This window comes from Amycolatopsis sp. NPDC058986, from assembly GCF_042741125.1.
Classification (GTDB): Bacteria; Actinomycetota; Actinomycetes; order Mycobacteriales; family Pseudonocardiaceae; genus Amycolatopsis.
On the sequence record NZ_JBHYJW010000001.1, the window covers coordinates 199,620 to 222,464 of the forward strand.

Consider the following 22,845-nt stretch of genomic DNA (forward strand, 5'->3'; position numbering starts at 1 on the left):
ACGATCCGAGCATAGCCATGGCGCGCAATGCTATTGGTCAGGCATGGCCGGATGCGCGAGCATCGGAGCGGAAGAGAGTTCGGCGAAGGAGGCGACTTGTCCGAGATTCCCCCGGTGATCGACTTCGTGGCGTGGGTCGAGGAAAACCGGCACCTGCTCGTGCCGCCGGTCAACAACAAGCAACTGTGGACGCGGACGGGGGATTTCATCGTGATGGTCGTCGGCGGCCCCAACCGGCGCACCGACTTCCACGTCGATCCCTACGAGGAATGGTTTTATCAGGTCAGGGGCGACATGCACGTCAACCTCATGACCGGGGACGGCCCGCACACCGTCGAGATCGCCGAGGGCTCGATGTGGCTGCTGCCCGGCAATGTGCCGCATTCGCCGCAGCGGCCGGACCCGGACTCGATCGGGCTCGTGATCGAACGGATCCGGGACGAGGGGACGCTGGAGAAGTTCCAGTGGTACTGCCCGGACTGCGCCGCGCTCGTGCACGAGGTCGAACTCCAGGTGCGGGACATCGTCGACGACCTGCCCCCGGTGTTCCAGCGGTTCTACGGCGACGAAGCGGCCAGGACCTGCCGGGCGTGCGGCGCGCTGCACCCTGGCAAGGGCTGAGCGGAATTCCGGCGGCAGGATTCACGAGAAGGGGTTTCAAGCGTTGGCACGGGAACCGGTCATCGACGCGCACACGCACTACGTCCCGCGGGGCTGGCCCGAGCTCGGGGACGGCTGGCCGTGGCTGCGCGTCGAGTCCGAAAAGGACGCCACGATCATGCTGCGGTCACAGGAGTTCCGGCGAATCCGGAGTGACTGCTGGGACGCGGGCGAGCGGCTGGCGGCCATGGACGCCGACGGCGTGGACGTCCAGGTCGTGTCCCCGACGCCGGTGTTCTTCTCCTACCTCCGGCCCGGTGCCGAAGCGGCGAAGGCGGCGCGGATCTTCAACGATCTGGCGCTGGAGATCTGCGCGCCCGCGCCGGAGCGGATGCTGCCGTTCTGCCAGGTTCCGTTGCAGGATCCGGACGCCGCGTGCGCCGAACTGGATCGTTGTCTCGCCGCCGGGCACCGCGGTGTCGAGATCGGGAACCACGTGGGCGACCGGGACCTCGACGACGCCGGGATCGTCACGTTCCTCCAGCACTGCGCGGCCGTCGGGGCGCCGGTGTTCGTGCACCCGTGGGACATGCCGGGCTCGCCCCGGCTGGACCGCTGGATGTCACAGTGGCTCACCGGGATGCCCGCCGAAACCCACCTGTCGATCCTCGCGCTGGTGCTGGGCGGGGCGTTCGACCGGCTGCCCGGCTCGCTGCGGCTGTGTTTCGCACACGGCGGCGGTTCGTTCCCGTTCTGGGTGGGCCGGATGGACAACGCCTGGCACCAGCGTCCCGACGTGTTCGGTTCGTCGGAGTTCCCGCCCTCGCACTACCTCGACCGGTTCAGCGTGGACTCCGTCGTGTTCGACGAACGGGCGCTGCGGCTGCTGGTCGACACGATGGGTACGGACCACGTGCTGCTGGGCAGTGACTACCCGTACCCGCTGGGGGAGCGGCCGGTCGGCGAGGTGGTGCGCAGGGCGACCTTCCTCGCCGGCACGGACCGCCGGAAACTCCTCGGGGGCAACGCGGCGAAGTTCCTCGGGCTGCCCTGAAACTGTTGTCAGGAAACGGGTTCCGCGTTGTCGAGAGCCGCGGGCCGGTCGTCCTGCCTCGGCTCGGCGGGGACGGTGACGAACCAGGTCGCCGCCGCCGCGGCGAAGGCCACCACGGCCGCGACGAGGAAGACGTGGTTCAGACCCGCGGTGAAGGCGGTGTCCACGGCTTCCGTCAGCGCGGCCCGTCGCGGCTCGGGCGTCGCGGCGAGCAGACCGGGCGTGCCACCTCCGGCCACGGCCGCGGCGAACCCCGGATTTCCCGCTCCCACACCGGAAACGGCGAGGCTCGCTTCGACATGGCGAGTGAACAGGACGCCGAGGATCGCGATGCCGAGCGCGTTCCCGAGCTGGGCGAAGGTGTTGTTGGCACCGGCCGCCATCCCCGCGCGTTGCGGCGGCACGACGCTCATCGCCGTCGCGGACAACCGGGGGCTGGCGACGCCGACACCGAGGCCGCCGACCAGGAGACCGGGCAGCAGCGCCATGCCGGTGGAATCCTTGTCCAGCCCGAGGAAGAGCAGCACGCCGACACCGCAGACCACGAGCCCCGCGCCGATCTGCGCCCGCGCGGAGATCCGGGGTGTGAGGTGTTTGCCCGCGAGTGGTGAGACGACCAGCGCCACCAGGCTCAGCGGCAGGAAGGCCAGCCCGACCTCGACCGGCGAGAACCCGAGCACGGACTGCAGCCACAACGCGAGGAAGAGGAACAGCGAGAAGAGCGCGAACGGCATCGCCATCGCGGTGAACGAAATGGCCGGGAACGCGGGCCTGGTGAACAGTTTCAGATCCAGCATGGGCTCGGCGCTCCGCCGTTCGACGACCACGAACGCGGCGAGCGCCAGCGCGGCCACCGGGTACATCCACGGCGACCACGAGGCGGTGCCGATCAGGCCGAGCAGCAGCGCGGCCATGGCGACCGAGAAGGTCAGCGCCCCGGCCCAGTCGACGCGCCGTGCCCCCGGATCGGCCGACTCGGCCAGCACCCGCAGCGCCAGCAGGATCGCGACCACGCTGATCGGCACGTTCACCAGGAAGATCCACCGCCAGCCGAGGTGTTCGGTGAGTACTCCGCCGAGGATGGGGCCGATCGACGTCGCCGCGCCGTTCACCGCGCCCCAGACGCCGTAGGCGATCCCGCGCTCGCGCCCGCGGTAGCTGTTGCTCAGCAAGGCCAGCGTGGTCGCGAACATGAGCGCGCCGCCCACGCCCTGCAGGCCGCGTGCCACGACGAGCACCGTCGGGGTCGAGGCGAGCCCGCAGCCCAGCGACGCGGCGGCGAACAACGCGAGCCCGGCGACGTAGGTCCGCCGCCTGCCCCGCAGGTCGGCCAGCGAGCCCGCGGAAAGCAGCAGCACCACCAGGCCGAGCACGTAGCCGTCGACGACCCACTGCAGATCGCCGAAGCCCGCGTGCAGGTCCACGGCCACCGCCGGGAGGGCGACGTTCACGATGGTGATGTCCAGCAACAACATGAACGTGCCGAGGCAGACGGCCGTCAAGGGCCACCAGTTGCGCATCTGTCCTATCTCCCAGGAAAGTTCCGGAGGCCACCGACGGCCTCGATCGGGAACTGGATATCAGTGCGCTCGGCGCTCCCTGCGCAATATTCGGCCTGATATGCTGGATTCCTCCATGAAGAACGTAGAAGCAGTGGATTACGACACCCTCGACGAAACGGATCAGGCGCTGGTCGCGGCGCTGCGCGTCGACGGCCGCGCCTCCTGGACCCAGCTCGCCGCCGTGCTGGGCATCTCGGAGCAGACGGTGGCGCGCCGGTACCGGCGACTGCACTCGGCCGGGCTGCTGCGGGTCGTCGGCATCCCGATCGGCAGGCGCCTCGGCTATTCCGAATGGCTGTTCCGCATCCAGTGCACGCCGAACACGGCACCGGCGGTCGCGCTGGCGCTGGCCGGGCGGCCGGACATCCTGTGGATCGACCTGCTGGCGGGCGGCACCGAGATCATCTGCTTTCCGCACGCCCGCTCGGTCCGGGAACGCAATGATCTGTTGCTGGACAAGCTTCCCCGCAGCGGCCGGGTGGTCGGGGTGTCCGCGCAGTCGGTGCTCCGCCACTTCTTCCGGGAACCCGCGCCGGTTCCGCCGGGCGCGGCCTCGCCGCGTCTCGACGAGAACGACGAACTGCTGCTGCGCGCGCTGGCCAGGGACGGCCGCGCGACCTACACCGAGCTGGCCGAGGTGACCGGACGCTCCGAAACCACGGTCAAACGCCGGCTGGAGCAGCTCATCGCCGTGGGCGCGGTGGCCTTCGCCCCGGAGATCGACCCGTCGCTGCTCGGCATGGAGACCGAGGCCGTGCTGTGGCTTTCGGTGGCGCCCGCCGATCTCGACCACGTCGGCCGGACCATGAGTGGTCACCCGGAAATCAGCTACGTCGCGGCGATCACCGGTCCGGCCAACCTGGTCGCGATGCTCGTCTGCCGGGACGCCGACGCCTTCTACGACTACCTGACCACCACGCTGGGCGCCATGCCCGAGGTGCGGACGGTCGAGACGAGCCCGCTGATCCGCAACGTCAAGCGCTCCGGCTTCGTCAAGGACGGCGTCCGGCTGCTGGACCCGCCGGAGCTGCCTCGACGCTCCTGAGGACGTGGTCGCGGAAACCGGCCGACGCGGGCGGGAGACTGCGGTCGGCGAGCCAGGCCAGCCCGAGGTCGCGGCTGCTCTGGACGTCGGTGACGGTGAGGTGCGGTGCCAGCGGCTCGGCGCGGGACGACGGGAAGGTGGCGGTCTGAGGCAGCGGGAGCAGGGAGACGCCGAGTCCGGCGGTGACGAGACCGCGCAAGGTCTCGACCTCCTCGCCTTCGAAGCCGACGCGGGGCGTGAAGCCGGCTTCGCGGCACAGCCGTTCCGTGGTGTCGCGAAGGCCGTAGCCGGGCCGCAGCAGCACGAACGTCTCGTCCGCGACCTCGGCGAGGCGGATCCTCCTGCGTCCGGCGAGCCGGTGGTGCGGGGGCACTGCCAGCCGCAGCGGCTCGACGAGCAGGCGCTTCCAGCGGATGGCCGGGTTGCCCGGGTCGCCGCTGGTGAGCACGAGGTCGACGCCGCCGTCGAGCAGTTCGCGGACGAGTCCCTCCTCGCCGTGCTGGTGCAGTTCGAACCGGGTTTTCGGGAACCTGTCGCGAAAACCGCTCAGCAGTGGCGGGACGAGCCAGGTGCCGAGGGTGTGCAGGAAGGCCAGCGGGACGAGGCCCGCCTCGGGGTCGATCATGTCCTGGACCGCGCGCAGCCCGCGGTCGTAGTCCTCCAGCAGCGCCTCTACGTGCCGGGCGAAGACGGTCCCGATCGGGGTCAGCCGCAGCGCCCGGCCGACGCGCTGGAACAGTTCGGCGCCGGCCTCCCGTTCGATCTTGTCCAGCGCGCGGGAGAGCGCGGGTTGTGTCATGTTCGCCTGGGCTGCGGTCTCCGTCACGGTCGCGCCGCGGGCCACCGCCTGGAAGAGGCGCAGTACCTGGAGATCCATAAGGTCCATGCTCTCAGGACATGGATGCGACGTCTACTAGGCATTGGACGCATACGGCAAACCGCGCGACGATGATCTCGGAACGTCAGCGGAGGGCAAGGGAGGACGACGATGGCCACGGTGGCCGAGCAACTGGTACGGATCCTGCGGGATTCCGGGGTGCGGCGGATCTACGGGATCGTCGGCGACAGTCTCAACCCGATCGTGGATGCCGTGCGGCGCACGGAAGGTATCGATTGGGTACATGTGCGGCACGAGGAGACCGCGGCGTTCGCGGCGGCGGCCGAGGCGCAGCTGACCGGCGAGCTGGCGGTGTGCGCGGGTAGCTGCGGCCCCGGCAACCTGCATCTCATCAACGGGCTCTACGACGCGCACCGCAGCGGCGCGCCGGTGCTGGCGATCGCCTCGCACATCCCGTCGCCGCAGATCGGGACCGGGTTCTTCCAAGAGACCCATCCGGACCGGCTGTTCGCCGAATGCAGCCACTACAGCGAGCTGGTCTCGCAGCCCGAGCAGATGCCGCGCCTGCTGCGGATCGCCATGCAGACCGCCGTCGGCAAGGGCGGGGTGTCGGTGCTGAGCATCCCCGGCGACGTCTCCGAGCGGAAGGCGGCGGTGGCGGGGTTCGAGCGGATCACGCCGGTGACGCCGTCGCCCGTCGTGCCCTCCGCCGACCGGATCGCCGAACTGGCGAAGGTGCTGAACTCCGGGGAAAAGGTGATGCTCTTCGCGGGCGCGGGCACCCGGGGCGCGCACGCCGAGGTGATGGAGCTCGCCGACGCCCTCGCCGCGCCGGTCGGGCATTCACTGGGCGGCAAGGAATGGATCCAGTACGACAACCCGTACGACGTCGGCATGAGCGGGCTGCTCGGCTACGGCGCCTGCTACGACGCGATGCACGAGGCCGACCGGATCGTGTTGCTGGGCACGGACTTCCCCTACGACAACTTCCTGCCGCAGGCCCGCACCGTCCAGATCGACCACGAGACGTCGCGGCTGGGCAGGCGCACGCCGCTGGACCTCGCGGTGCACGGCGACGTCAAGGAAACCCTCCAGGCCGTGCTGCCGCTGCTGGAACGGCGCACCGATCGGTCCTATTTGGACAGGATGCTGCGCGAACACGCGCGGCGGCTGGAAAAGGTCGTCGACGCCTACACGGACAAGATCGAGCACCGCACCCCGATCCACCCGGAGTACGCCGCCGACATCCTCGACGACCTCGCCGCCGACGACGCGGTGTTCACGGTGGACACCGGTATGGGCAACGTGTGGGCGGCCCGTTACCTCACTCCGAACGGCCGTCGCAGGGTGATCGGCTCGTTCCGGCACGGGAGCATGGCCAACGCCTTGCCGCACGCGATCGGCGCGCAGCTGTCGCATCCGGGCCGTCAGGTGGTGTCGATCTCCGGCGACGGCGGTCTCGCGATGCTGATGGGTGATCTGCTCACGCTGTCCACCTACGACGTCCCGGTCAAGGTGGTGTTGTTCAACAACGCCTCGCTGGGCATGGTGAAGCTGGAGATGCTGGTCGACGGGCTGCCCGACTACGAGACCGACCACGCCCCGGTGAACTTCAGCGCCATCGCGGCCGCGTGCGGCATCCACGCGACCCGCGTCGAGAAGCCGGGCGACGTACGGGACGCCCTGGCCAAGGCGTTCGCCCACCCCGGGCCCGCGCTGGTCGAACTCGTCACCGACCCGAACGCGATGTCGATCCCGCCGAAGATCACCGGCGAGATGGTCCGGGGCTTCGCGCTCGCGGCGAGCAAGACGGTCCTCACCGGCGGCGTCGGCAAGATGGTCGAACTCGCCCGCAGCAACCTGCGCAACATTCCCCGTCCCTGACGTACGCCTGCCGTGAAGGGGCCTTCGCAGCGCTCAGCGCTGGTAAGGCCCCTTTCACGGCACCGCACTCAGCCGCCGCTGGTCACCAGCGTCAGGCCGAACCGCTGGAGTGCCTCGCCGACCGGCTGGAAGAACGTGACTCCGCCGGACGCGCAGTCGCCCGAACCGCCCGAGGTCATGCCCTGGGCCTGGCCGCCGGACACGAACGGCCCGCCGGAGTCGCCGCCCTCCGCGCACGCCGTCGTCCTGGTCAGGCCGCGCACGATCTTCCCGTTCCCGTAGTTCACGGTCTGGTTAAGCGCCTGGATCTCTCCACAGTGGAATCCGCTGGTGGATCCCGAACGACAGACCGTCGAACCGACGTCGGCGGGGGAGGAGCCGGTGACCGGAACGACGGACTGCCTGCTTCGCAGGACGGCGGGCTGGAGCCGGGCGTCCGGATCGGTCACGTCGACGAGGCCGAAGTCGCCGTCGCGGCCGAACGTGCTCTGGGTGATCGGCCCGATCTCGCCGCCGTCCGCGCCGACGGCGGTTCCGCCCTGTTCGGTGCAGTGTCCCGCGGTGAGGAAATGCTTGCCGCCGCCGGAATCGGTCGCGGCGAAGCCGATGGAACACCGGGCTTCGCCGCCGCCAGCGGCGAAGGTGAACGGTGCGCCACCGACGATGTCGGCGAGTGGGCGGGGCCGGGCCGTGGCGCGCTGGACGCGGACGACGCCGTCGGTCCCCTTCGCCCTGCTGACGAAGTCGGTCGTGCGCGCGTCCTGTTTCGCCGGGTCGATCTCGACGACCACATCGTTGTTCTTCGGCTCGACGTACCAGCTGGTGACGGCGTCGGGCGCGGTGGCAGCGAGCCGGTCGATGCGGTTCTTGGCGGCGGCGAGCGTCGTCAGCGGATGAGTGACCACTGTGGACTCGACGCCGGTGGACCGCAGCCGGGCGGCCTGCCGTGGATCGGTCACCCCGATGACCGGTCTCCCGGTGGCCGCGTCGAACCACGCCCCGGCGTAGCTGTCGCCGACGCCCTGGCGCAGCTCCCTGATCCGTTGTGCTGCCGACGATTCGCTGTCGAGCCGTTGCTTCACCTTGTCCAGGGGCAGCTTGAGGTCCCGTTGCAGGGCGGCGAGGACGTCGCCCGCTGCCACGGCTCGCGGTGGCGCGGGGCGGGCGAGCGCGGGGACCGCTATGGCGGCCGCGAGGCCGGCGACGGCCGCCGCCGTGCAGATGATCGGAATGACTACCTTCCGCCGATAGCGATGTCGACTCATGCGATCGCCTCGCCGCGCGAGACAGCGTTCGATCTTTTTTGGCGCATGATTTCCATGATTCGCTCGCAATCTTCGCTCATGTGCCAGGCCTCCTCGGTCTCACGGACTCCGATCATGGATACGGCCCCGGCGCCGATCCGGTTCACCCGAACTCCGCCGGCCGGGGTTGCTCCAAACGGGGTCACGCTGCTTGACCGGACGAGTACCGGGGTACCCGGAATACGCAGAGGTGCCTGCGTGGAGGGGAACCGAGGATGACGGCGCCGCGGATCACGGTCGTGATCATCACCCACAACAGGCGCCGGCAGCTGATGGCGACACTGGCGCGGATGACCGCGTTGCCCGACGCCGCACCGATCATCCTGGTGGACAACGGATCCACCGACGGTACGGCGGAAGCCGTGGCCGACATCCATCCCGACGTCCGGCTGATCCACCTCCAGGAGAACATCGGCGCGGTCGCGCGCAATGTGGCGGTGCGGCAGGTGCGGACCCCGTATGTCGCCTTCTGTGACGACGACACGAGCTGGCAGCCCGGCTCGCTGACGGTCGCCGCCGACACGCTCGACGGCCATCCCGCACTGGCCGCGGTCATCGGCCGATGCCTGCTGGAACCGGACCTGGCGGAGGATCCGCTCATCCCGGAACTGCGTGCTTCCCCAGTACCGGGGCCCGCGTGGCTGCCAGGGCCCGCGCTGCTGAACCTGCTGGCGGGACTTTCGGCGTTCCGGGTGGCGGCGTTCACCGACGCGGGCGGGTTCTCGGCCAGGATGTGGCTGGGCGGGGAGGACGAGCTGCTCGCCCTCGACCTGGCGGCCCGCGGCTGGTGGCTGTGCTGGCTGGAGGACGTGGTGATCCACGCCCCGTCCCGGCTGCGCGATCCCGGACGCCGTCGCCGGATGCGGCTGCGCAACACGCTGTGGACACTCTGGCTGCGGCGGCCGCTTCCGGTGGTCTTCTGGCGCACGGTCACCCTGCTTTCGACAGCCCCCGCCGATCGCACCACGGCGGGGGCCCTGCTCGACGCGCTGCGTGGCCTGCCATGGGTGCTGCGCGAGCGCGCGGTGGTGCCGACGCAGGTCGAGTCCGGGCTCCGGTTGGCGGAACAGCCGCGTCGCCCCGCCGAACGCCGGGTCGCGGGCTGAGACCGTCCTTTGTGGACTCAAAGCGGTGGTGTGACTTGACCGTCACCGCGACAGGCGTATGGTCGTTCGTGTACTGACTGTTGTTCAGACACGTGCTCCGGTCAGCTCCGGTGAATTCTGCTGCGAGAAGGAGTGCCGATGCCAGTACCGATGTCAAGGCCGAGCGCGGGCGCGGATCCGCGAGGTACCGGGGAACTCTTCCTCACCATCACCCGTCGTGGTGACGACACGGCCGTCCTGACGGTCGTGGGTGACATCGATGTCGCCACGGCCGATCAGTTCCGGGCCGCGCTGCTGCGCTGCGACGCGCGGTGCTCGGGCCTGGTGGTCGACCTTTCCCGGGTCGACTTCCTGGGCTGTGCGGGCGTCCGCGCCCTGCTGAACGCGGGGGAGCGCAATCCCGAAATGGTGGTCGTCGCGAGCGGGCACGCCGTGCGCCGCGCGCTCAAGGTCACCGGCGCCGAACGCGGGCTGGACGTCCGCGGCGTGCTACCGGAACTGGTCCGTTCCTGAGCTTCACGACCTCGCCGCCGGGCGAGAAGGCCTGGATGACCGCGGCTTCTTGCCCGGGTTCGGCGGGGTGTCGTCCGGAAGTGGTTCGTGGTGGCAGGCGCGCAGGCCGTCGAGGGAGATGCTCACCAGCCTTTTCCACATGTCCGGGCGGTGGCACTCGTCGCCGACCTGGACGGCGTGGCCCAGTGAGACCAGCAGGAGCAGCAGGTCGTCGGTGGTCACGCCGGGGCGTAGCAGACCCGCGGCACCAGCGCGGGCGCACAGTTCCTCGATGACGAGGCGAAGCTGCTGGATGCCCTCCAGATCGGGAACCGACCAGGTCAACGAGAAGTTCTCCATGATCGCGCGGTGGCGCGCGCAACCGGTCAGGGCCTGCTGGTAGAAGTCGGCCAGTGCCGCCCAGGGGTGTTCGGCGTCGATCGCCGCCTGGCGCGCGGATTCGGCCCAGTCCGAGAATTCCTTGCGCAGGACCGTGCGGACGAGGTCCTCCTTCTTCGGGAAGTGCCGGTAGAGGGTGCCCATGCCCACCCCGCCGCGGCGGGCGATCTCGCGCACGTCCACCGCGGTGCCCTGCTCGGCCAGTACCGCGGTAGCGGCCGCGACGATCGCTTCGCGGTTTCGGAGCGCGTCCACGCGTGGTGCGCGGCGCCGGGTGGTGCTTTCCGGTTCGGTCACTGCCATGCGGCCGAGTCTACCGCCTTATCCGGAGCAGTTGCTCCCCATCTGTGCTACTGTGCGGAGCAAGTGCTCCGGATAACAAAGGGGATGCCGTGTCCGAACCGTCCACGACCGAGGCCAAGGTCGCCGACATCACGAGCTGGAACGACCGCATCATCGCCGAGTTCCGCGCGAACGCCGGCTATGTGTCTTGGAGCAGCGACGAGGAATTCGCCGCGGGTCGCCCCGTCCCGCCCCGGATGCCCGGCTTCGACGAGCAAGGCCTGCCACTGATCCTGGTGCACCACATCGGGGCCAAGACCGGGCGCGAGCGGATCAGCCCGTTGTTCTCCCAGCCGGTCGGCGATGGCTGGGCCGTCTTCGGCACCCACGGTGGCAGTCCGCGTCATCCGGTCTGGTACCACAATCTGATGGCGAATCCGCGGACCACGGTCGAGGTGGGCACGGAACGAGTGCCGGTCGTGGCCCGGCTCGCGCAGGGCGCGGAGCGCGAACGGATCTGGGCGGAAGAGGTCGCGCTCGTGCCGAAGTTCGCCGAGTTCGAAGCGGCCGCCGGCAGGCAGATCCCCGTCGTAGTGCTGGAGCGTGTCCAGGAACGAGACCAGGAACCGGGTCTGCGGTGAGCCTGCGAAAACAACGATGGCGGGAAAGGCTTTCCCGCCATCGTTCCGTCCTTTATGGTCACTTCGGCGCTGTGGTCATTCCGGCTCGTCGGCCGGGTCCTCCTCGAGGATCTTCTCGCGCAGTGTCTGCAGGGTCTGGGAAAGCAGCCGCGACACGTGCATCTGGGAGAGCCCGACCCGCGCGGCGATGGCCGACTGCGTCATGTTCCCGAAGAACCGCATGACGAGGATCGACCGTTCACGGGCGGGCAGCCGCCGCAGCAACGGCCGCAGCGCTTCACAGTTCTCCACCTTCTCCAGCGCGGAGTCCTCCTCGCCGAGCGTGTCGGCCAGGGAAACCGGTTCGGTCTCGTCGTGCACGGGCCGGTCGGTCGACGCGGTCTGGTAGGCGTTCCCGGCGATCAGTGCTTCGGTGACCTCTTCGACGCCGATGCCGAGATGTTCGGCGAGCTCGGTGGCGTTGGGGGCGCGGCCCCAGCGCTGGGCCAGCGTCGTGGTCGCCTGGCTGATCGAAAGGTGCAGCTCCTTCAGCCGCCGCGGTACCCGCAGCGACCAGGACGCGTCCCGGAAGTAGCGGCGGACCTCGCCCATCACCGTCGGGATGGCGAAGGAGAGGAACTCGTTCTCCCGCGCGGGATCGAAGCGGTCGACCGCGTTGATGAGCCCCAGCCGCGCGACCTGCACCAGGTCTTCGCGTGGCTCGCCGCGCCCCGAGAAGCGGCGGGCGATGTGCTCGGCGATCGGCAGGTGCTCCTCGATCAGCTTCTGGCGCAGGCGTTTCCGGTGCGCGTCACCGTCGGGCAGCGCGTGCATTTCGTCGAACAGCACCGCACAGTGGCGATAGGTGTCGCTCCGTCGTCGATAGGAGGTCGTCATGGTCCTCCTGTCCAAGACCGTTTGGTGAACCGGAGGTGCAGGAACCACGTTTCCCCTGCGTCGACCGCCGGACCGGGCTCGATCCAGGTCGTGAGGGCGTCGGTGAGCGTGCGCAGCACGTGCCATTCGAAACCTCCCGTGCCGGGTGTGGTCGCGGATGTCGTCGCGGCGGTGAGCTGGACCGTGACCGACCGCCCGGACTCCTCGAACCGGCACCACAGCTGGGTCCCCGGCCGTGCGCGCGGGAAAAGGCAGCCCGCTCCCTCGTCGACCGCCATGCGGAGATCCGCGATCTCGTCCAGATCCAGCTTGGCGCGCACGGCGATGCCCTCGGCCACCATGCGGACGAGGAACAGCAGGCTCGTATCGAGCGGTACCCGGAGGTCGACGGTCCCGGCCGACACGGCGGCTGGGACCGCCCCGTCCACGTTCGCGGTCGTGCTGTGGTCCATGGAGAAAAGGTACCCACGGACGTCGTTGCCCATTCGTGATCGGGCGGGTGTGTCGCGTTTACGCGCCGCCACACCGGGTTATCCGCCGGGTATGGACACGAACGGATACCTCACGTTCCTGCTCATCGCCGTGGTGCTCGTGGCGCTGGACGGGCAGATCATCTATCGCAGCGGGCGAAGGTACCTTCAGAACTCCTACGGGGGCTCCGACGCGGGTGACGCGGGTGTCGCGATGGCGCGCCTCATCACCGTGATGTTCCATTTCGCGGTGCTCGGCGTGGTCGCGCTGATCTCGACGGTGCCGATGTTCGACGGACCGGGGCCGACCGCGATCGTGGGCAGGCTGGGCATCGTGCTGCTGATCCTGGCGCTCGCGCACGGGGTCACGCTGAGTGTGCTGGCGAAGATCCGCGACGACCAGGTGGGCGAGACGCTGGTGACGCGCAAGCAGGAAGCACGTCACGCCGAGGTCACGCAGGGGACGGCGACGTGGTCACAGAATGAGCCGGTGGTGAACCCGGTGCCCGGGCAGCGCGGCCGTCCCGCCCAGGTCAGCCCGGATCTCGAGCGGGGCGCGACCTATCCGATGGACCAGTGATGGACCGGTTCGGGCGGTGTGGCCCTTGCGCCGACGGCGTATCTTGGACGGATGGGTGTCCGCTCGGGGCACGTCGTGGGTGAGGTGACCACGGCGCCGGGGCCGGAGGCGATCCGATTCGGTGGTCGCCCCCGCGGGCCGCGTGGTGCCGTGTTGCTGTCGCTGGCCCGCACCACCGACCCGAAGGTGATCGGGCAGCTCTACCTGGTGACGTCGTTCGCGTTCTTCATGGCGGGTGGCGCGATGGCGCTGCTGATGCGGGGTGAGCTGGCGCGCCCCGGTCTTCAATTCCTCTCCCAGGAGCAGTTCAACCAGCTGTTCACCATGCACGGCACGATCATGCTGCTGCTGTACGCGACGCCGAACCTGTTCGGTTTCGCGAACTTCGTGCTGCCGCTGCAGATCGGCTCCCCGGATGTCGCGTTCCCCCGGCTGAACGCCTTTTCCTACTGGCTGTACCTGTTCGGCGGGCTGATCGTGCTGAGCTCGTTCCTGACGCCGGGCGGCGCGCCGGACTTCGGCTGGACGGCGTACACCCCGCTGTCGGAGGCGGCACATTCGCCGGGCATCGGCGGCGACCTGTGGATCATGGGCCTGATCGTGTCCGGGCTCGGCACGATCCTCGGCGCGGTCAACATGATCACGACGGTGCTGTGCCTGCGCGCGCCGGGGATGACGATGTGGCGGATGCCGCTGTTCACCTGGAACATCCTGTTCACCGGGGTACTGGTGCTGCTCGCGTTCCCGATCCTCACCGCCGCGCTGTTCGCGCTGGAGGCCGACCGTCAGCTGGGCGCGCACGTGTTCGACCCGGCGAACGGCGGGGCGATCATGTTCCAGCACCTGTTCTGGTTCTTCGGTCATCCCGAGGTCTACATCGTCGCGCTGCCCTACTTCGGGATCATCACCGAGATCGTCCCGGTGTTCAGCAGGAAACCGCTGTACGGCTACCGGCTCATGGTGTTCGCGACGCTCGGCATCACGGCGTTGTCGGTGGCGGTGTGGGCCCACCACATGTTCGCCACCGGATCGGTGCTGCTTCCGTTCTTCTCGTTCCTGACGTTCCTGATCGCGGTGCCGACCGGGATCAAGTTCTTCAACTGGATCGGCACGATGTGGAAGGGACAGCTGAGTTTCCAGACGCCGATGCTCTGGTCGATCGGGTTCATGGTGACGTTCCTGTTCGGCGGGCTGACCGGGATCATCCTGGCGTCGCCGCCGCTGGATTTCCATGTCACCGACAGCTATTTCGTGGTGGCGCACTTCCACTACGTGCTGTTCGGCACCATCGTGTTCGCGACGTTCGCCGGGATCTACTTCTGGTTCCCCAAGATCACCGGCCGGATGCTCGACGAGCCACTCGGGAAATGGCACTTCTGGACGACGTTCCTCGGATTCCACACCACGTTCCTCGTCCAGCACTGGCTCGGCGCGGAGGGCATGCCCCGCCGGTACGCCGACTACCTGCCCACCGACGGATTCACGTGGCTGAACACCATCTCGACGATCGGCGCGTTCGTGCTCGGTGCCTCGATGATCGTGTTCATCTGGAACGTGGTGCGCAGTTACCGGTTCGGCGAGGTCGTCACGGTGGACGACCCGTGGGGCTACGGGAACTCGCTCGAATGGGCGACGACGACCCCGCCGCCCCGGCACAACTTCCTCGAACTGCCGAGGATCCGCTCGGAACGGCCCGCCTTCGAACTGCACTATCCGCACATGGTGGAGCGGATGCGCGAGGAGGGGCACGTCCGGTCCCGCCGGTACCGCGCGAAGGCGGTGTCGAAGCAGAACTGAAGGTGAAGCAGAAGTGACTCAGCCTGCCGCGTCGGTGAGGTGACGGGCGAAGACCACGCGATCGGCCGAGGCGCCGTCGTAGGCGGTCACGGGTTCCGAGACGCTGAAACCCAGTGAACCGTGGAAGGCGATCGAACCCTCGTTCTGCGGTGAGGTGATCGCCCGCACGATGGTCCGCCGATCCGCCCGCGCGAGCGCGAAGAACCGTTCGTACAGCGAGCGGGCCAGCCCGCTGCCGCGGCACTCCGGGGCCACACCGGCGAAGTGGATGTACGCGGCGTCCGAAATGGACGGTGACAGCAGGCCGATCAGGAAACCCGCGAGCACACCGTCGCGCTCGGCCACGAAACTGGTGCGGTGGAAGTGATCGAGGAACAACCGCGGTAGCAGGGTGTGCACGGCCCGGCCCCACCAGTCGTCGACGACTCCGACGATACGGTCGTAGTCGGCGGGCGCGGCGTGGCGGATCGCGATTTCTGACACCATGCCGGCGATTCTAGCCACGCGGCCGGGCCCGCTTCTCATCGCGCGAGAGTGATCGGTTCGGCGGCGTAGCGGTTCTGCTCGGCGAGCAGGCGGGCGAAGGCGCCGCCCGCCTGCTTGAGCTGCGCGTAGGTACCGCGTTCGACGATCCGGCCCGCGTCGAGGACGACGATCTCGTCGACATGGCCGAGCGTGCTGAGCCGGTGCGAGATCATGATGACCGTGCGGCCCGCGGTGAGCCGCTCGATCGCGCGCATGACCTCCACCTCCGCTTCCACGTCCAGATTGGCGGTGGGTTCGTCGAGGATGAGGATCGGGGCGTCGCGCAGGATGGCACGCGCGATGGCGATTCGCTGCCGTTGCCCGCTGGAGAAGTTCCTGCCCTGCTCCCGGACCTGCGCGTCGTAGCCTTCGGGGATCGCCATGATCGTCTCGTGCACGGAGGCCTGCCGCGCGGCCGCGACGATCTCGTCCGGCGAGGCGTCCGCGCGGCCGATGCGGATGTTGTCCCGGATCGTGCCCTCGAACAGCACCGAATCCTGGAGCACCATCCCGATGTTGCCGCGCAGCACGTCGAGCGGGTAGAGGCGGACGTCGGTGCCGTCGATCGTGATCGTCCCCGACCACGGCTCGTGGAACCGGGGCAGCAGCTTGACCAGCGTGGTCTTCCCGCTGCCGGACAGGCCCACCAGGGCGATCCGGGTGCCGGCGTGTACTTCGAGGTCGACGCCGTGCAGGACCGGCCTGCCGGGGTCGTAGCCGAACACGACATCGCGCAGGGCCAGCTCGCCGCGTACCCGGATCGGCTCGGCGTGCTCCGCGGGTTCCGGTTCCTCCCAAGGCTGGTCCAGCAGATCCTGGATGCGCTGGGCGGCCGCCGCTCCGGCGGAGGACAGGAGCATGAGCTTGGACAGGTCCCGCATCGGCTGGTACAGCAGCTTGGAGTAGGCCAGGAACACCGTCAGGGTCCCGACGGTGACGCTGCCCGCCGGGACGGTGAGCACGCCGAGGCCGAACCCCGCGTGCCCGGCGGCGATCCACGCGCCGAGCATGATGATCACCGCGGTGCTCACGGCGATGAGCACGATGACCATCGGGCTGAACTCGGCCTGCCGCCGTCCGGCGCGCAGGCCCGAGCGTCGCTGGGCGCCGACCCGTCCGGCGAAGGTGGCCGCCGCCCACGCCTGCACGGTGAACACCTTGATCTCGGCGATGGCGTTGAGGTTCTCGGCCGCGACTTCGGCGACCTGGCCCGCGGCGCGCGCCGTCTCCCGCGAGGCGCGTTTGATCCAGCGGGTGTAGCAGGCGACGATCAGGAACAGCGGCGGGACGACGCACATCGACAGCAGCGTGAACTGCCAGTTGGTCAGCACCAGCACGCCGAGGATCCCGAACAGGGTGAGGATTCCCGACAGCAGGTTCACCAGTCCGTCGGTGACCATCTTTTCGATCTCGGAGACGTTGCCGGTGAGCCGCTGGACGACCTCGCCGATCCGCTGGCGGCTGTGCCAGGCAAGGGAGACGTGCTCGAGGTGGACGAACACCCGGGTGCGCAGCCGCGCGCCGAGGTCCTGGCCGATGAAGGTGCTGATGGACAGCTGCGCGTACGACACCACCGCGTCGGTCAGGCCGAGGGCGAGCAGGAGCCCGCCGGCGAAGAGGATCACTCCGAGCTGGGTGTGCGTCTCGGCGGTACCGAGCCCGGTCCGGTCACCCAGCCGGTCGAGGCGGGCGATCAGCGGGTCGAAGACCGGGAGCCCCGGATCACGGTGGTGCACGATCTTGTCGAGGATGAACTTGAGCGGGAACGCCATGAACACGTTGCTGGCCACGGTGACGAACGTCAGCGCGATCGCCGCCGCGACCAGCAGCCGTCTGCCTTCCAGATGCCGGTACAGGAAACGGATCACGTCCAGCGGTCCTTCCCTGTGCCGTATCGCCGTGCGCACCGGGTGATTTCGGCGAGGGCGGTGGCCAGCTCGGCGGCCCCCGGGGTGCCCAGCCGCCGGACGGGGCGCGACACGATCTTCAGCAGTGCGGCGGCCTCATACAGGCTGCTGCGTCGCACCAGGCTTTCGAGGTGCGCGGCCGGGGTGCCGTGAGCGCGCAACGCGTCGGCGTAGCCGCGGAGGAACAGGCGGGCGGCCGCGGCGAACCAGTCGTGCCCCTCGGGACAGCCCCGCCACAGCTCGGGCGGACGCAGGTAGGCGAGGAAGTAGCCGACGTCGAGTGCCGGATCCCCGGCGCAGGCCTTGTCGAAGTCGGTGATCACCGGGTGCGCGGGGGCGGGAAAGACGAGCTGAGCGGGCTTGAACGCGCCGTGCACCAGGCCGGGCGACTCCGGCACGGTCTCACGCAACGCGCGGGACAGCTCGCGGACGGTCTCGCCCAGGTCCATTGTGGATAGTGGTGCGGCCGTGGTCAGCGCGGTGGTCCACTCCGCGGCGTGGTGCGCGTACGTCGCGCCGGAGGAAGTCGTGGACAGTCCACTGTGGATAGTTCGGGTGTGCAGCCACGCCAGTGCCCTTGCGGAAGCGGTGAGCGCGGCTTCGTCGAGACGGGCCACGGCTGGAGTACCGGCGGCCGCTGTCAGTACCAGGTTCAGCCCCTCGACGAGCGCGATCGGCCGTGGTACGAAGGCCTGCTCGCCGGGGCGCGCGCGCCAGAGCTGTTCGAGCAGTCCATGCGCTGTCACGGCGTCGCCGGGTTCCCGGTAGATCTTGCCGTACACCGTCGGGTGCGGCCCGGGGCCAGGGACCTCGATGATCCGGTACCGGATCACGCAACGTGTCCCCGGCTTGTAGCGCACCGGCGTCGCGTACACCGCGGCGATGCCCGGGGCGGGACGGCCGGTGATCAACCGGAAACCCGACCGCAGTTCCCTGGCGAGCTTGCCGCCGGTGCGCGGCGACAGCGCGGCGGGGAGCGCGGGCAGGTGCTCGTCGACGGGAAATCGTTGCACCGCAAGGCCGAACCGCCGGCAGCGCAGCACCCCGGACCAGGTGCCGTGCAGGTCCGCCGCGGTGAGGGAGCCGAGTTGGTCCGGCAGCCGGGACGGTTCGGTCAGTGCCCGTTCGGTCAAGCGTGCCGTCACCAGGTCCCCGGCACCCGGATCGTTCTGGTCCCGTGGCTCCCGGAGGACGCGGTAGCTCGCCACCAACCCGTTTCCGGGTTTGCGGCGGAGATAGCGCTCACGCACCGAGACCGCGCCGAACCGGCGGGAATCCTCGTCGGCGACGAGGTCACGCACGACCGCGCGCAACGCGTCGGCCACCGCCTGCTCCGGTCCTGGCGCCGTGGCCATTCCCTCGACCAGGGCCGCGAGTGCCCCCGGCGCCGCCGGGACGTCACGGAAGCCGGGGAACGCGTTGATGTCGACGATCACCGGCCCTCGGTTGGTGGCGAGGACGTCCACGCCGTACACCTGCAGGCCGAACACCCGGCCGACCTCGACGGCGAGCCCCCGCCAGCCGGGCGGCGGCACGCGTTCCGCACCCGGCGAAGGCGCGGTGCCCAGCCGGCTTCCCCGTCGTGTCGCGAAGGCCCGGCCGCCGATGACCCACAGCTTGTGATCCCAGCCGTCGTGGGAGACGAACGGCTGCAGCACCACCGGCTCGTGAGCCCAGCCCGCGGCCAGCGCCCGCAGCCGGGTCAGGTCCCCGACCGAGGTCACGATGTCGCGTCGGCGGCTGTAGCGGCTCTTGACCATCACCGGGAACCGGACACCGACCGTTGTGGACAGATGAGCGAGATGGGCCAGCAGGCCCGACAACCTGCCGAAGCTCACAGTGTCCACGAACGGCAGCCCGTGCCGGTGGGCCAGCCGCGCCATCGCGACCCGGTCCCGGCACAGCGCCGCCGCGACCGGGTCGTTGACCACGCGCTCACCGCGTCCGCGCAGCGCCGACGCCAGCTCGAGCGATCGCGGCGAATGGGACTTGAGCAGATACACATCCGCGGGCTCCACGCTCGACGCGCCCTCCGCGTCCGGATCGAACACGGCCACGGTGTGGGCCGGATCCATCAGCTCGGCGAACCGGGACAGGGTGGGGTGCCCCGGACGGTCGGTCAGCAGGCAGACCTTCACTCAGCTCGCCCGCCCCAGCGCACCCGGACGGGGCAGCTCGCCCGCCACCGTCCGCACGATGCTCCGCGCGACCTTGGTGACGGCGTCCGGAACCCAGTGGTAGCTGGGAAAGTCGTTGACGTCCACGACCACCCAGCCGTCCGGCCCCTCGAGCACGTCCACCCCGTAAAGGCTCAGCCCGAACACCGCGCCGACGCCGGAAACCAGCGCCGCCAGCTCGGCCGCCAGTGGAATCGCCCGCCCTTCGACGATCCGCCGCGGATGCAACGGCGACGGCTGCTCCGTGGCGTACAGTTCGTCCCCGACGCAATACACCTTCACATCGGCACCCGGATTCATCACATAAGGTTGTGCCAGCAGAAAACCCTCGCCGATCAGCCTGTCCCGCAGGTCGATCAGATCGTCGGGCCTGCGTACCAGATGAACCGAACGACAAGAACTGCCGGCGGCCGGCTTGACGACCACCGGATACAGGTCGTCCGGAATATCCCGCAGCAAATCCGGGACCGCCGCGAAATACGTCACCGGAAAAGGAATACCGTGCTTCCGCGCCACCGCGGCGGCCACCGCCTTGTCCCGCACCGGCCGGATCGCGCGAGCGTCGTTGATCGTCATCACCCCGGCCGCCGCGGCCGCTTCCAGCAGGCTCAGTCCCGGACCGCCGGAAACCGTCTTGAGGACCCACACGTCGTGCCCGCGGTCACGCAACAATTCCGTGACCCGCGAGACCGCTCTCCCCGGCTCCACGACATCGACCTCGTGCCCCCAGGCGGTCAGCTTCCTCGCCACGGCGAGCGGCATTCGTTCATTTCGATAGCGATCTTCAACGAGAAAGCAAGCCTTCATCGCGCCGCCGCCCTCACACCGTTACTGGTAAAGCCAAGGTTAACGACCAGTCTCCAGTGGTTATCAGAAGATTAACAAGCGGCCAGTGGTCGGTTGTTCGTGGTCCGATCGGCGGGCCGCATCTCCCGCCTGGGCGGCGGATGGACCACGTGCGGCAACCGGTTCGCTGCGGTTTTCGAACCGGCGGTTAACCGTGAAGAACACCAGACAAACCTCGAAGGCGGCCTTGACAATGACACGGCGGCACGGCCGGACTAAGGAAAGCTCCGCCGTAGCCCTGCTGTCCGGCGCTGACGAACAGCGCCATAACCGGCCACCATAACCTTGTCGTCACACGGTGTTCCGAGTCCCGCGACACTCGACGTCCTCATGCCTCGCCCGGTGGCGTTCCTCTCGGCACGGTGAGGACGAACACGGTGCCCGGCGGGCCGGTGACTTCGAGCCGTCCCCCATGCAGGACGGCGTTTTCGTGGGCGATGGCCAGTCCCAGTCCGCTGCCCTCGGTTTCGCCCCGCGCGTGGTCGCCCCGGACGAAGCGGTCGAAGACGAACGGAGCGAGGTCGGGCGGCAGACCGGGCCCGGAGTCGGCCACCGCCACCGTCGCGTGGCCGGACGCGGTGCCGTCGACGGTGACGACGACAGGCGGTGCGCCGTGCCGCACCGCGTTGGTCACCAGGTTCCGCACGATGGTGTGCAGGCGGCGGGGATCACCGACGACGACGGCGTCGGCGATTACGTGCACCCGGATGTCCGTGTCGGGGGCGCTCAACGCGATCGCGTCGTGCACGAGTGCTTCCAGGTCGACGGTCTCCGGCCGGAAATCCGCCGCGCCCGCGTCGAACCGGGACATCTCCAGCAGATCCTCGACGAGCCTGCTCAGCCGCCGGACCTGGGTGCCCAGCAGTTCGGCGGAGCGCTCGCGGTCCGCGACGTCGGTGCTGTGCAGGCTTTCCGTGGCCGCGATCATCGAGGCCAGGGGAGTGCGGAGATCGTGCGCGACGTCGGCGACGAACCGGCGTTGCTGCTGTTCCTTCATCCGCAGCTGGTCGATCGATTCGCCGAGCCGCTCTGCCATGGCGTTGAACGCACCCGCGAGATCGGCGAGCTCGTCGTTGCCCCGTACCGGAACCCGCGTGCCGAGGTCGCCGGAGCCGAACCGCTGGGCGGCGTTGGCGGCGGCCCGCACCGGGCGCTGGATGCCCCGGGCGGCGAGGACGCCGAGCAGCGCCGCGACCACGGCGACGCCGGTGCCGACCAGGGCGAGCCGCTTGCGCAGCAAGGAGAGTTCGTCGTCGAGCGGGCGCAGATCGTAGAACTCGGCCAGCACGAGATCCGTGGAGATCTCCCGGACGACCGCGAGTTGCGGGCTGTCCGGCGTGTCGGGGGTGTAGGTGATCACGGCCTGGGTGCCCCGGACGCTGTCGATCACGTCCACCGGGAGGTCCTGGCCGAACGCGCGGCTGTTCGTGCTGGCGACGGCGATGTACTGGCCGTGCTCGATCTGCGAGATCGGGCCCGCGGTGCCGTGCCTGTTGACCACGGCCCAGGTGAGCCCGATCCTGCCCTGCATGAAGTGCGCCACTTCGTCCACTTTGGACATGGCGGGGGCGCGGGAGTCGCGGGTGCGGTCGTACGCCTGCTGGGCGTCCGCGAGGATGCCCGCCCGCGCGGATTCCACGAACCTGTGCCGCGCGGACCCGGCCTGGATCTCGTAGGCGACGAAACCCATCGCGACGGTGGCGGCGACCGTCATCAGGACGACCGTGAACGCGATGCTCTCCCGCAGCCCTGGCCGCCACTTCACGGCTTGACCAGGCGGTACCCGAGACCACGGACCGTGCGCAGCAGCGTCGGATTGCCGGTGTCGGGCTCGATCTTCGACCGCAGCCGCGCGACCGCGGCGTCCACCAGCCGGGAGTCGCCGGCGAAACCGTAGTCCCAGACGCGCTTGAGCAGCGTCTGGCGGCTCAGTACCTGGCCGGCGTGTTCGGCGAACTCCAGCAGCAGCCGCAGTTCCGTGGACGTCAGGTGCAGTTCGGCGCCGCCCTTGGTGACCAGCATGGCCTCGCTGTCGATCGCCAGATCGCCGAAGACGTGCACCGTCGACGCCGGCGCGGGCGTGATGGTCGCGCGGCGCAGGATGGTCTTGATGCGTGCGTCGAGCACCCGCGGCTCGGCGGGCTTGACCACGTAGTCGTCGGCGCCGCCTTCCAGGCCGACCACCATGTCGACCGGATCGCCGCGCGCGGTCAGCAGGACCACCGGGATCGTGTCGCCGGCGCGGATCCGGCGGCACACCTCGAAGCCGTCGATGCCGGGCAACATCACGTCGAGCAGCACGAGATCGAGCGACGCGCGGCGCTCGGCCAGGGCGTCGAGCGCCTGTTCACCGGTCGGGGCGACCTCGACCTCGTGGCCGAGCCCGCGCAGCGCGCGGGAAAGCGTCTCCGCCAGTACGGCGTCGTCCTCGACGAGCAGGAGCCGGGGCACCAGGGGACC

At 69.5% G+C, this 22,845-nt stretch carries 22 protein-coding genes; 9 read left to right on the forward strand and 13 right to left on the reverse strand.

Annotated elements, in window-relative coordinates; translation table 11 throughout:
* Positions 1-96: 96 nt before the first annotated feature.
* The gene (locus ACFW0G_RS00960) at positions 97-621 is read left to right on the forward strand and encodes a 3-hydroxyanthranilate 3,4-dioxygenase (protein WP_378322539.1); all 525 of its coding nucleotides are present in this window, start codon (positions 97-99) and stop codon (positions 619-621) included.
* A gap of 43 nt (positions 622-664) precedes the next feature.
* On the forward strand, positions 665-1,654 hold the full coding sequence (locus ACFW0G_RS00965; protein WP_378322540.1) for an amidohydrolase family protein: 990 nt from the start codon (positions 665-667) through the stop codon (positions 1,652-1,654).
* 8 nt (positions 1,655-1,662) lie between these two features.
* Here the strand turns inward: ACFW0G_RS00965 and ACFW0G_RS00970 are convergent, their stop codons facing one another.
* Positions 1,663-3,174 carry an MFS transporter gene (locus ACFW0G_RS00970; protein ID WP_378322542.1) on the reverse strand — a complete coding sequence of 504 codons (1,512 nt, stop codon included), beginning with the start codon at positions 3,172-3,174 and terminating at the stop codon, positions 1,663-1,665.
* Positions 3,175-3,289: 115 nt separating this feature from the next.
* Between ACFW0G_RS00970 and ACFW0G_RS00975 the strand changes: the two genes are divergently transcribed.
* Positions 3,290-4,261: an Lrp/AsnC family transcriptional regulator gene (locus ACFW0G_RS00975; protein ID WP_378322543.1), complete on the forward strand. Its 972-nt coding sequence runs from the start codon at positions 3,290-3,292 to the stop codon at positions 4,259-4,261.
* Here the strand turns inward: ACFW0G_RS00975 and ACFW0G_RS00980 are convergent.
* A complete protein-coding gene (locus tag ACFW0G_RS00980) occupies positions 4,209-5,138 on the reverse strand; it encodes a LysR family transcriptional regulator (protein WP_378322544.1) in 930 nt (309 codons plus the stop codon). The genes ACFW0G_RS00975 and ACFW0G_RS00980 overlap by 53 nt on opposite strands.
* 111 nt (positions 5,139-5,249) lie before the next feature.
* Here ACFW0G_RS00980 and ACFW0G_RS00985 point away from each other — a divergent pair, with 111 nt between their 5' ends.
* Positions 5,250-6,983 (forward strand): pyruvate dehydrogenase, encoded by a 1,734-nt coding sequence (locus ACFW0G_RS00985; RefSeq protein ID WP_378322545.1) that lies wholly within the window; start codon positions 5,250-5,252, stop codon positions 6,981-6,983.
* A gap of 68 nt (positions 6,984-7,051) precedes the next feature.
* Here the strand turns inward: ACFW0G_RS00985 and ACFW0G_RS00990 are convergent, their stop codons facing one another.
* Complete coding sequence (locus ACFW0G_RS00990; RefSeq protein WP_378322546.1) at positions 7,052-8,248, reverse strand: S1 family peptidase; 1,197 nt, start codon at positions 8,246-8,248, stop codon at positions 7,052-7,054.
* Positions 8,245-8,394 (reverse strand): hypothetical protein, encoded by a 150-nt coding sequence (locus ACFW0G_RS00995; RefSeq protein WP_378322547.1) that lies wholly within the window; start codon positions 8,392-8,394, stop codon positions 8,245-8,247. Before ACFW0G_RS00995 ends, ACFW0G_RS00990 begins: the two co-directional genes overlap by 4 nt.
* Before the next feature lie 108 nt (positions 8,395-8,502).
* On the opposite strand from ACFW0G_RS00995, the gene ACFW0G_RS01000 reads away from it, so the two are divergent.
* On the forward strand, positions 8,503-9,393 hold the full coding sequence (locus tag ACFW0G_RS01000; protein WP_378322548.1) for a glycosyltransferase family 2 protein: 891 nt from the start codon (positions 8,503-8,505) through the stop codon (positions 9,391-9,393).
* 138 nt (positions 9,394-9,531) lie between these two features.
* Positions 9,532-9,906: an STAS domain-containing protein gene (locus ACFW0G_RS01005; protein ID WP_378322549.1), complete on the forward strand. Its 375-nt coding sequence runs from the start codon at positions 9,532-9,534 to the stop codon at positions 9,904-9,906.
* 3 nt (positions 9,907-9,909) lie between these two features.
* Here the strand turns inward: ACFW0G_RS01005 and ACFW0G_RS01010 are convergent, their stop codons facing one another.
* Positions 9,910-10,587, reverse strand: coding sequence for a TetR/AcrR family transcriptional regulator (locus ACFW0G_RS01010; protein ID WP_378322550.1), 678 nt, complete (start codon positions 10,585-10,587; stop codon positions 9,910-9,912).
* Positions 10,588-10,676: 89 nt separating this feature from the next.
* Between ACFW0G_RS01010 and ACFW0G_RS01015 the strand changes: the two genes are divergently transcribed.
* Entirely contained in the window at positions 10,677-11,207 is a 531-nt protein-coding gene (locus ACFW0G_RS01015; RefSeq protein WP_378322551.1) for a nitroreductase/quinone reductase family protein, read from the forward strand.
* Positions 11,208-11,282: 75 nt separating this feature from the next.
* On the opposite strand, the gene ACFW0G_RS01020 is transcribed toward ACFW0G_RS01015, so the two are convergent.
* On the reverse strand, positions 11,283-12,083 hold the full coding sequence (locus ACFW0G_RS01020; RefSeq protein ID WP_378322552.1) for a SigB/SigF/SigG family RNA polymerase sigma factor: 801 nt from the start codon (positions 12,081-12,083) through the stop codon (positions 11,283-11,285).
* Complete coding sequence (locus ACFW0G_RS01025; protein ID WP_378322553.1) at positions 12,080-12,535, reverse strand: ATP-binding protein; 456 nt, start codon at positions 12,533-12,535, stop codon at positions 12,080-12,082. The genes ACFW0G_RS01020 and ACFW0G_RS01025 overlap by 4 nt, the downstream gene beginning before the upstream one ends.
* Before the next feature lie 91 nt (positions 12,536-12,626).
* Between ACFW0G_RS01025 and ACFW0G_RS01030 the strand changes: the two genes are divergently transcribed.
* Complete coding sequence (locus ACFW0G_RS01030; protein WP_378322554.1) at positions 12,627-13,133, forward strand: hypothetical protein; 507 nt, start codon at positions 12,627-12,629, stop codon at positions 13,131-13,133.
* Between the two features lie 51 nt (positions 13,134-13,184).
* A complete protein-coding gene (gene ctaD, locus ACFW0G_RS01035; protein WP_378322555.1) occupies positions 13,185-14,930 on the forward strand; it encodes a cytochrome c oxidase subunit I in 1,746 nt (581 codons plus the stop codon).
* Between the two features lie 18 nt (positions 14,931-14,948).
* Here ctaD and ACFW0G_RS01040 read toward each other — a convergent pair whose 3' ends face one another.
* From ACFW0G_RS01040 to ACFW0G_RS01065, 6 genes are all read right to left on the reverse strand, one after another.
* Complete coding sequence (locus ACFW0G_RS01040) at positions 14,949-15,416, reverse strand: GNAT family N-acetyltransferase (RefSeq protein WP_378322557.1); 468 nt, start codon at positions 15,414-15,416, stop codon at positions 14,949-14,951.
* Positions 15,417-15,451: 35 nt separating this feature from the next.
* On the reverse strand, positions 15,452-17,323 hold the full coding sequence (locus ACFW0G_RS01045; RefSeq protein ID WP_378322558.1) for an ABC transporter ATP-binding protein: 1,872 nt from the start codon (positions 17,321-17,323) through the stop codon (positions 15,452-15,454).
* A complete protein-coding gene (locus tag ACFW0G_RS01050) occupies positions 17,320-19,500 on the reverse strand; it encodes a phosphotransferase (protein WP_378322559.1) in 2,181 nt (726 codons plus the stop codon). Before ACFW0G_RS01050 ends, ACFW0G_RS01045 begins: the two co-directional genes overlap by 4 nt.
* The gene (locus ACFW0G_RS01055) at positions 19,501-20,301 is read right to left on the reverse strand and encodes a RimK family alpha-L-glutamate ligase (protein WP_378322560.1); all 801 of its coding nucleotides are present in this window, start codon (positions 20,299-20,301) and stop codon (positions 19,501-19,503) included.
* A 412-nt stretch (positions 20,302-20,713) separates the two neighbouring features.
* The gene (locus ACFW0G_RS01060; RefSeq protein ID WP_378322561.1) at positions 20,714-22,150 is read right to left on the reverse strand and encodes an ATP-binding protein; all 1,437 of its coding nucleotides are present in this window, start codon (positions 22,148-22,150) and stop codon (positions 20,714-20,716) included.
* Positions 22,147-22,836, reverse strand: coding sequence for a response regulator (locus ACFW0G_RS01065; RefSeq protein WP_378322562.1), 690 nt, complete (start codon positions 22,834-22,836; stop codon positions 22,147-22,149). Before ACFW0G_RS01065 ends, ACFW0G_RS01060 begins: the two co-directional genes overlap by 4 nt.
* Positions 22,837-22,845: the final 9 nt, after the last annotated feature.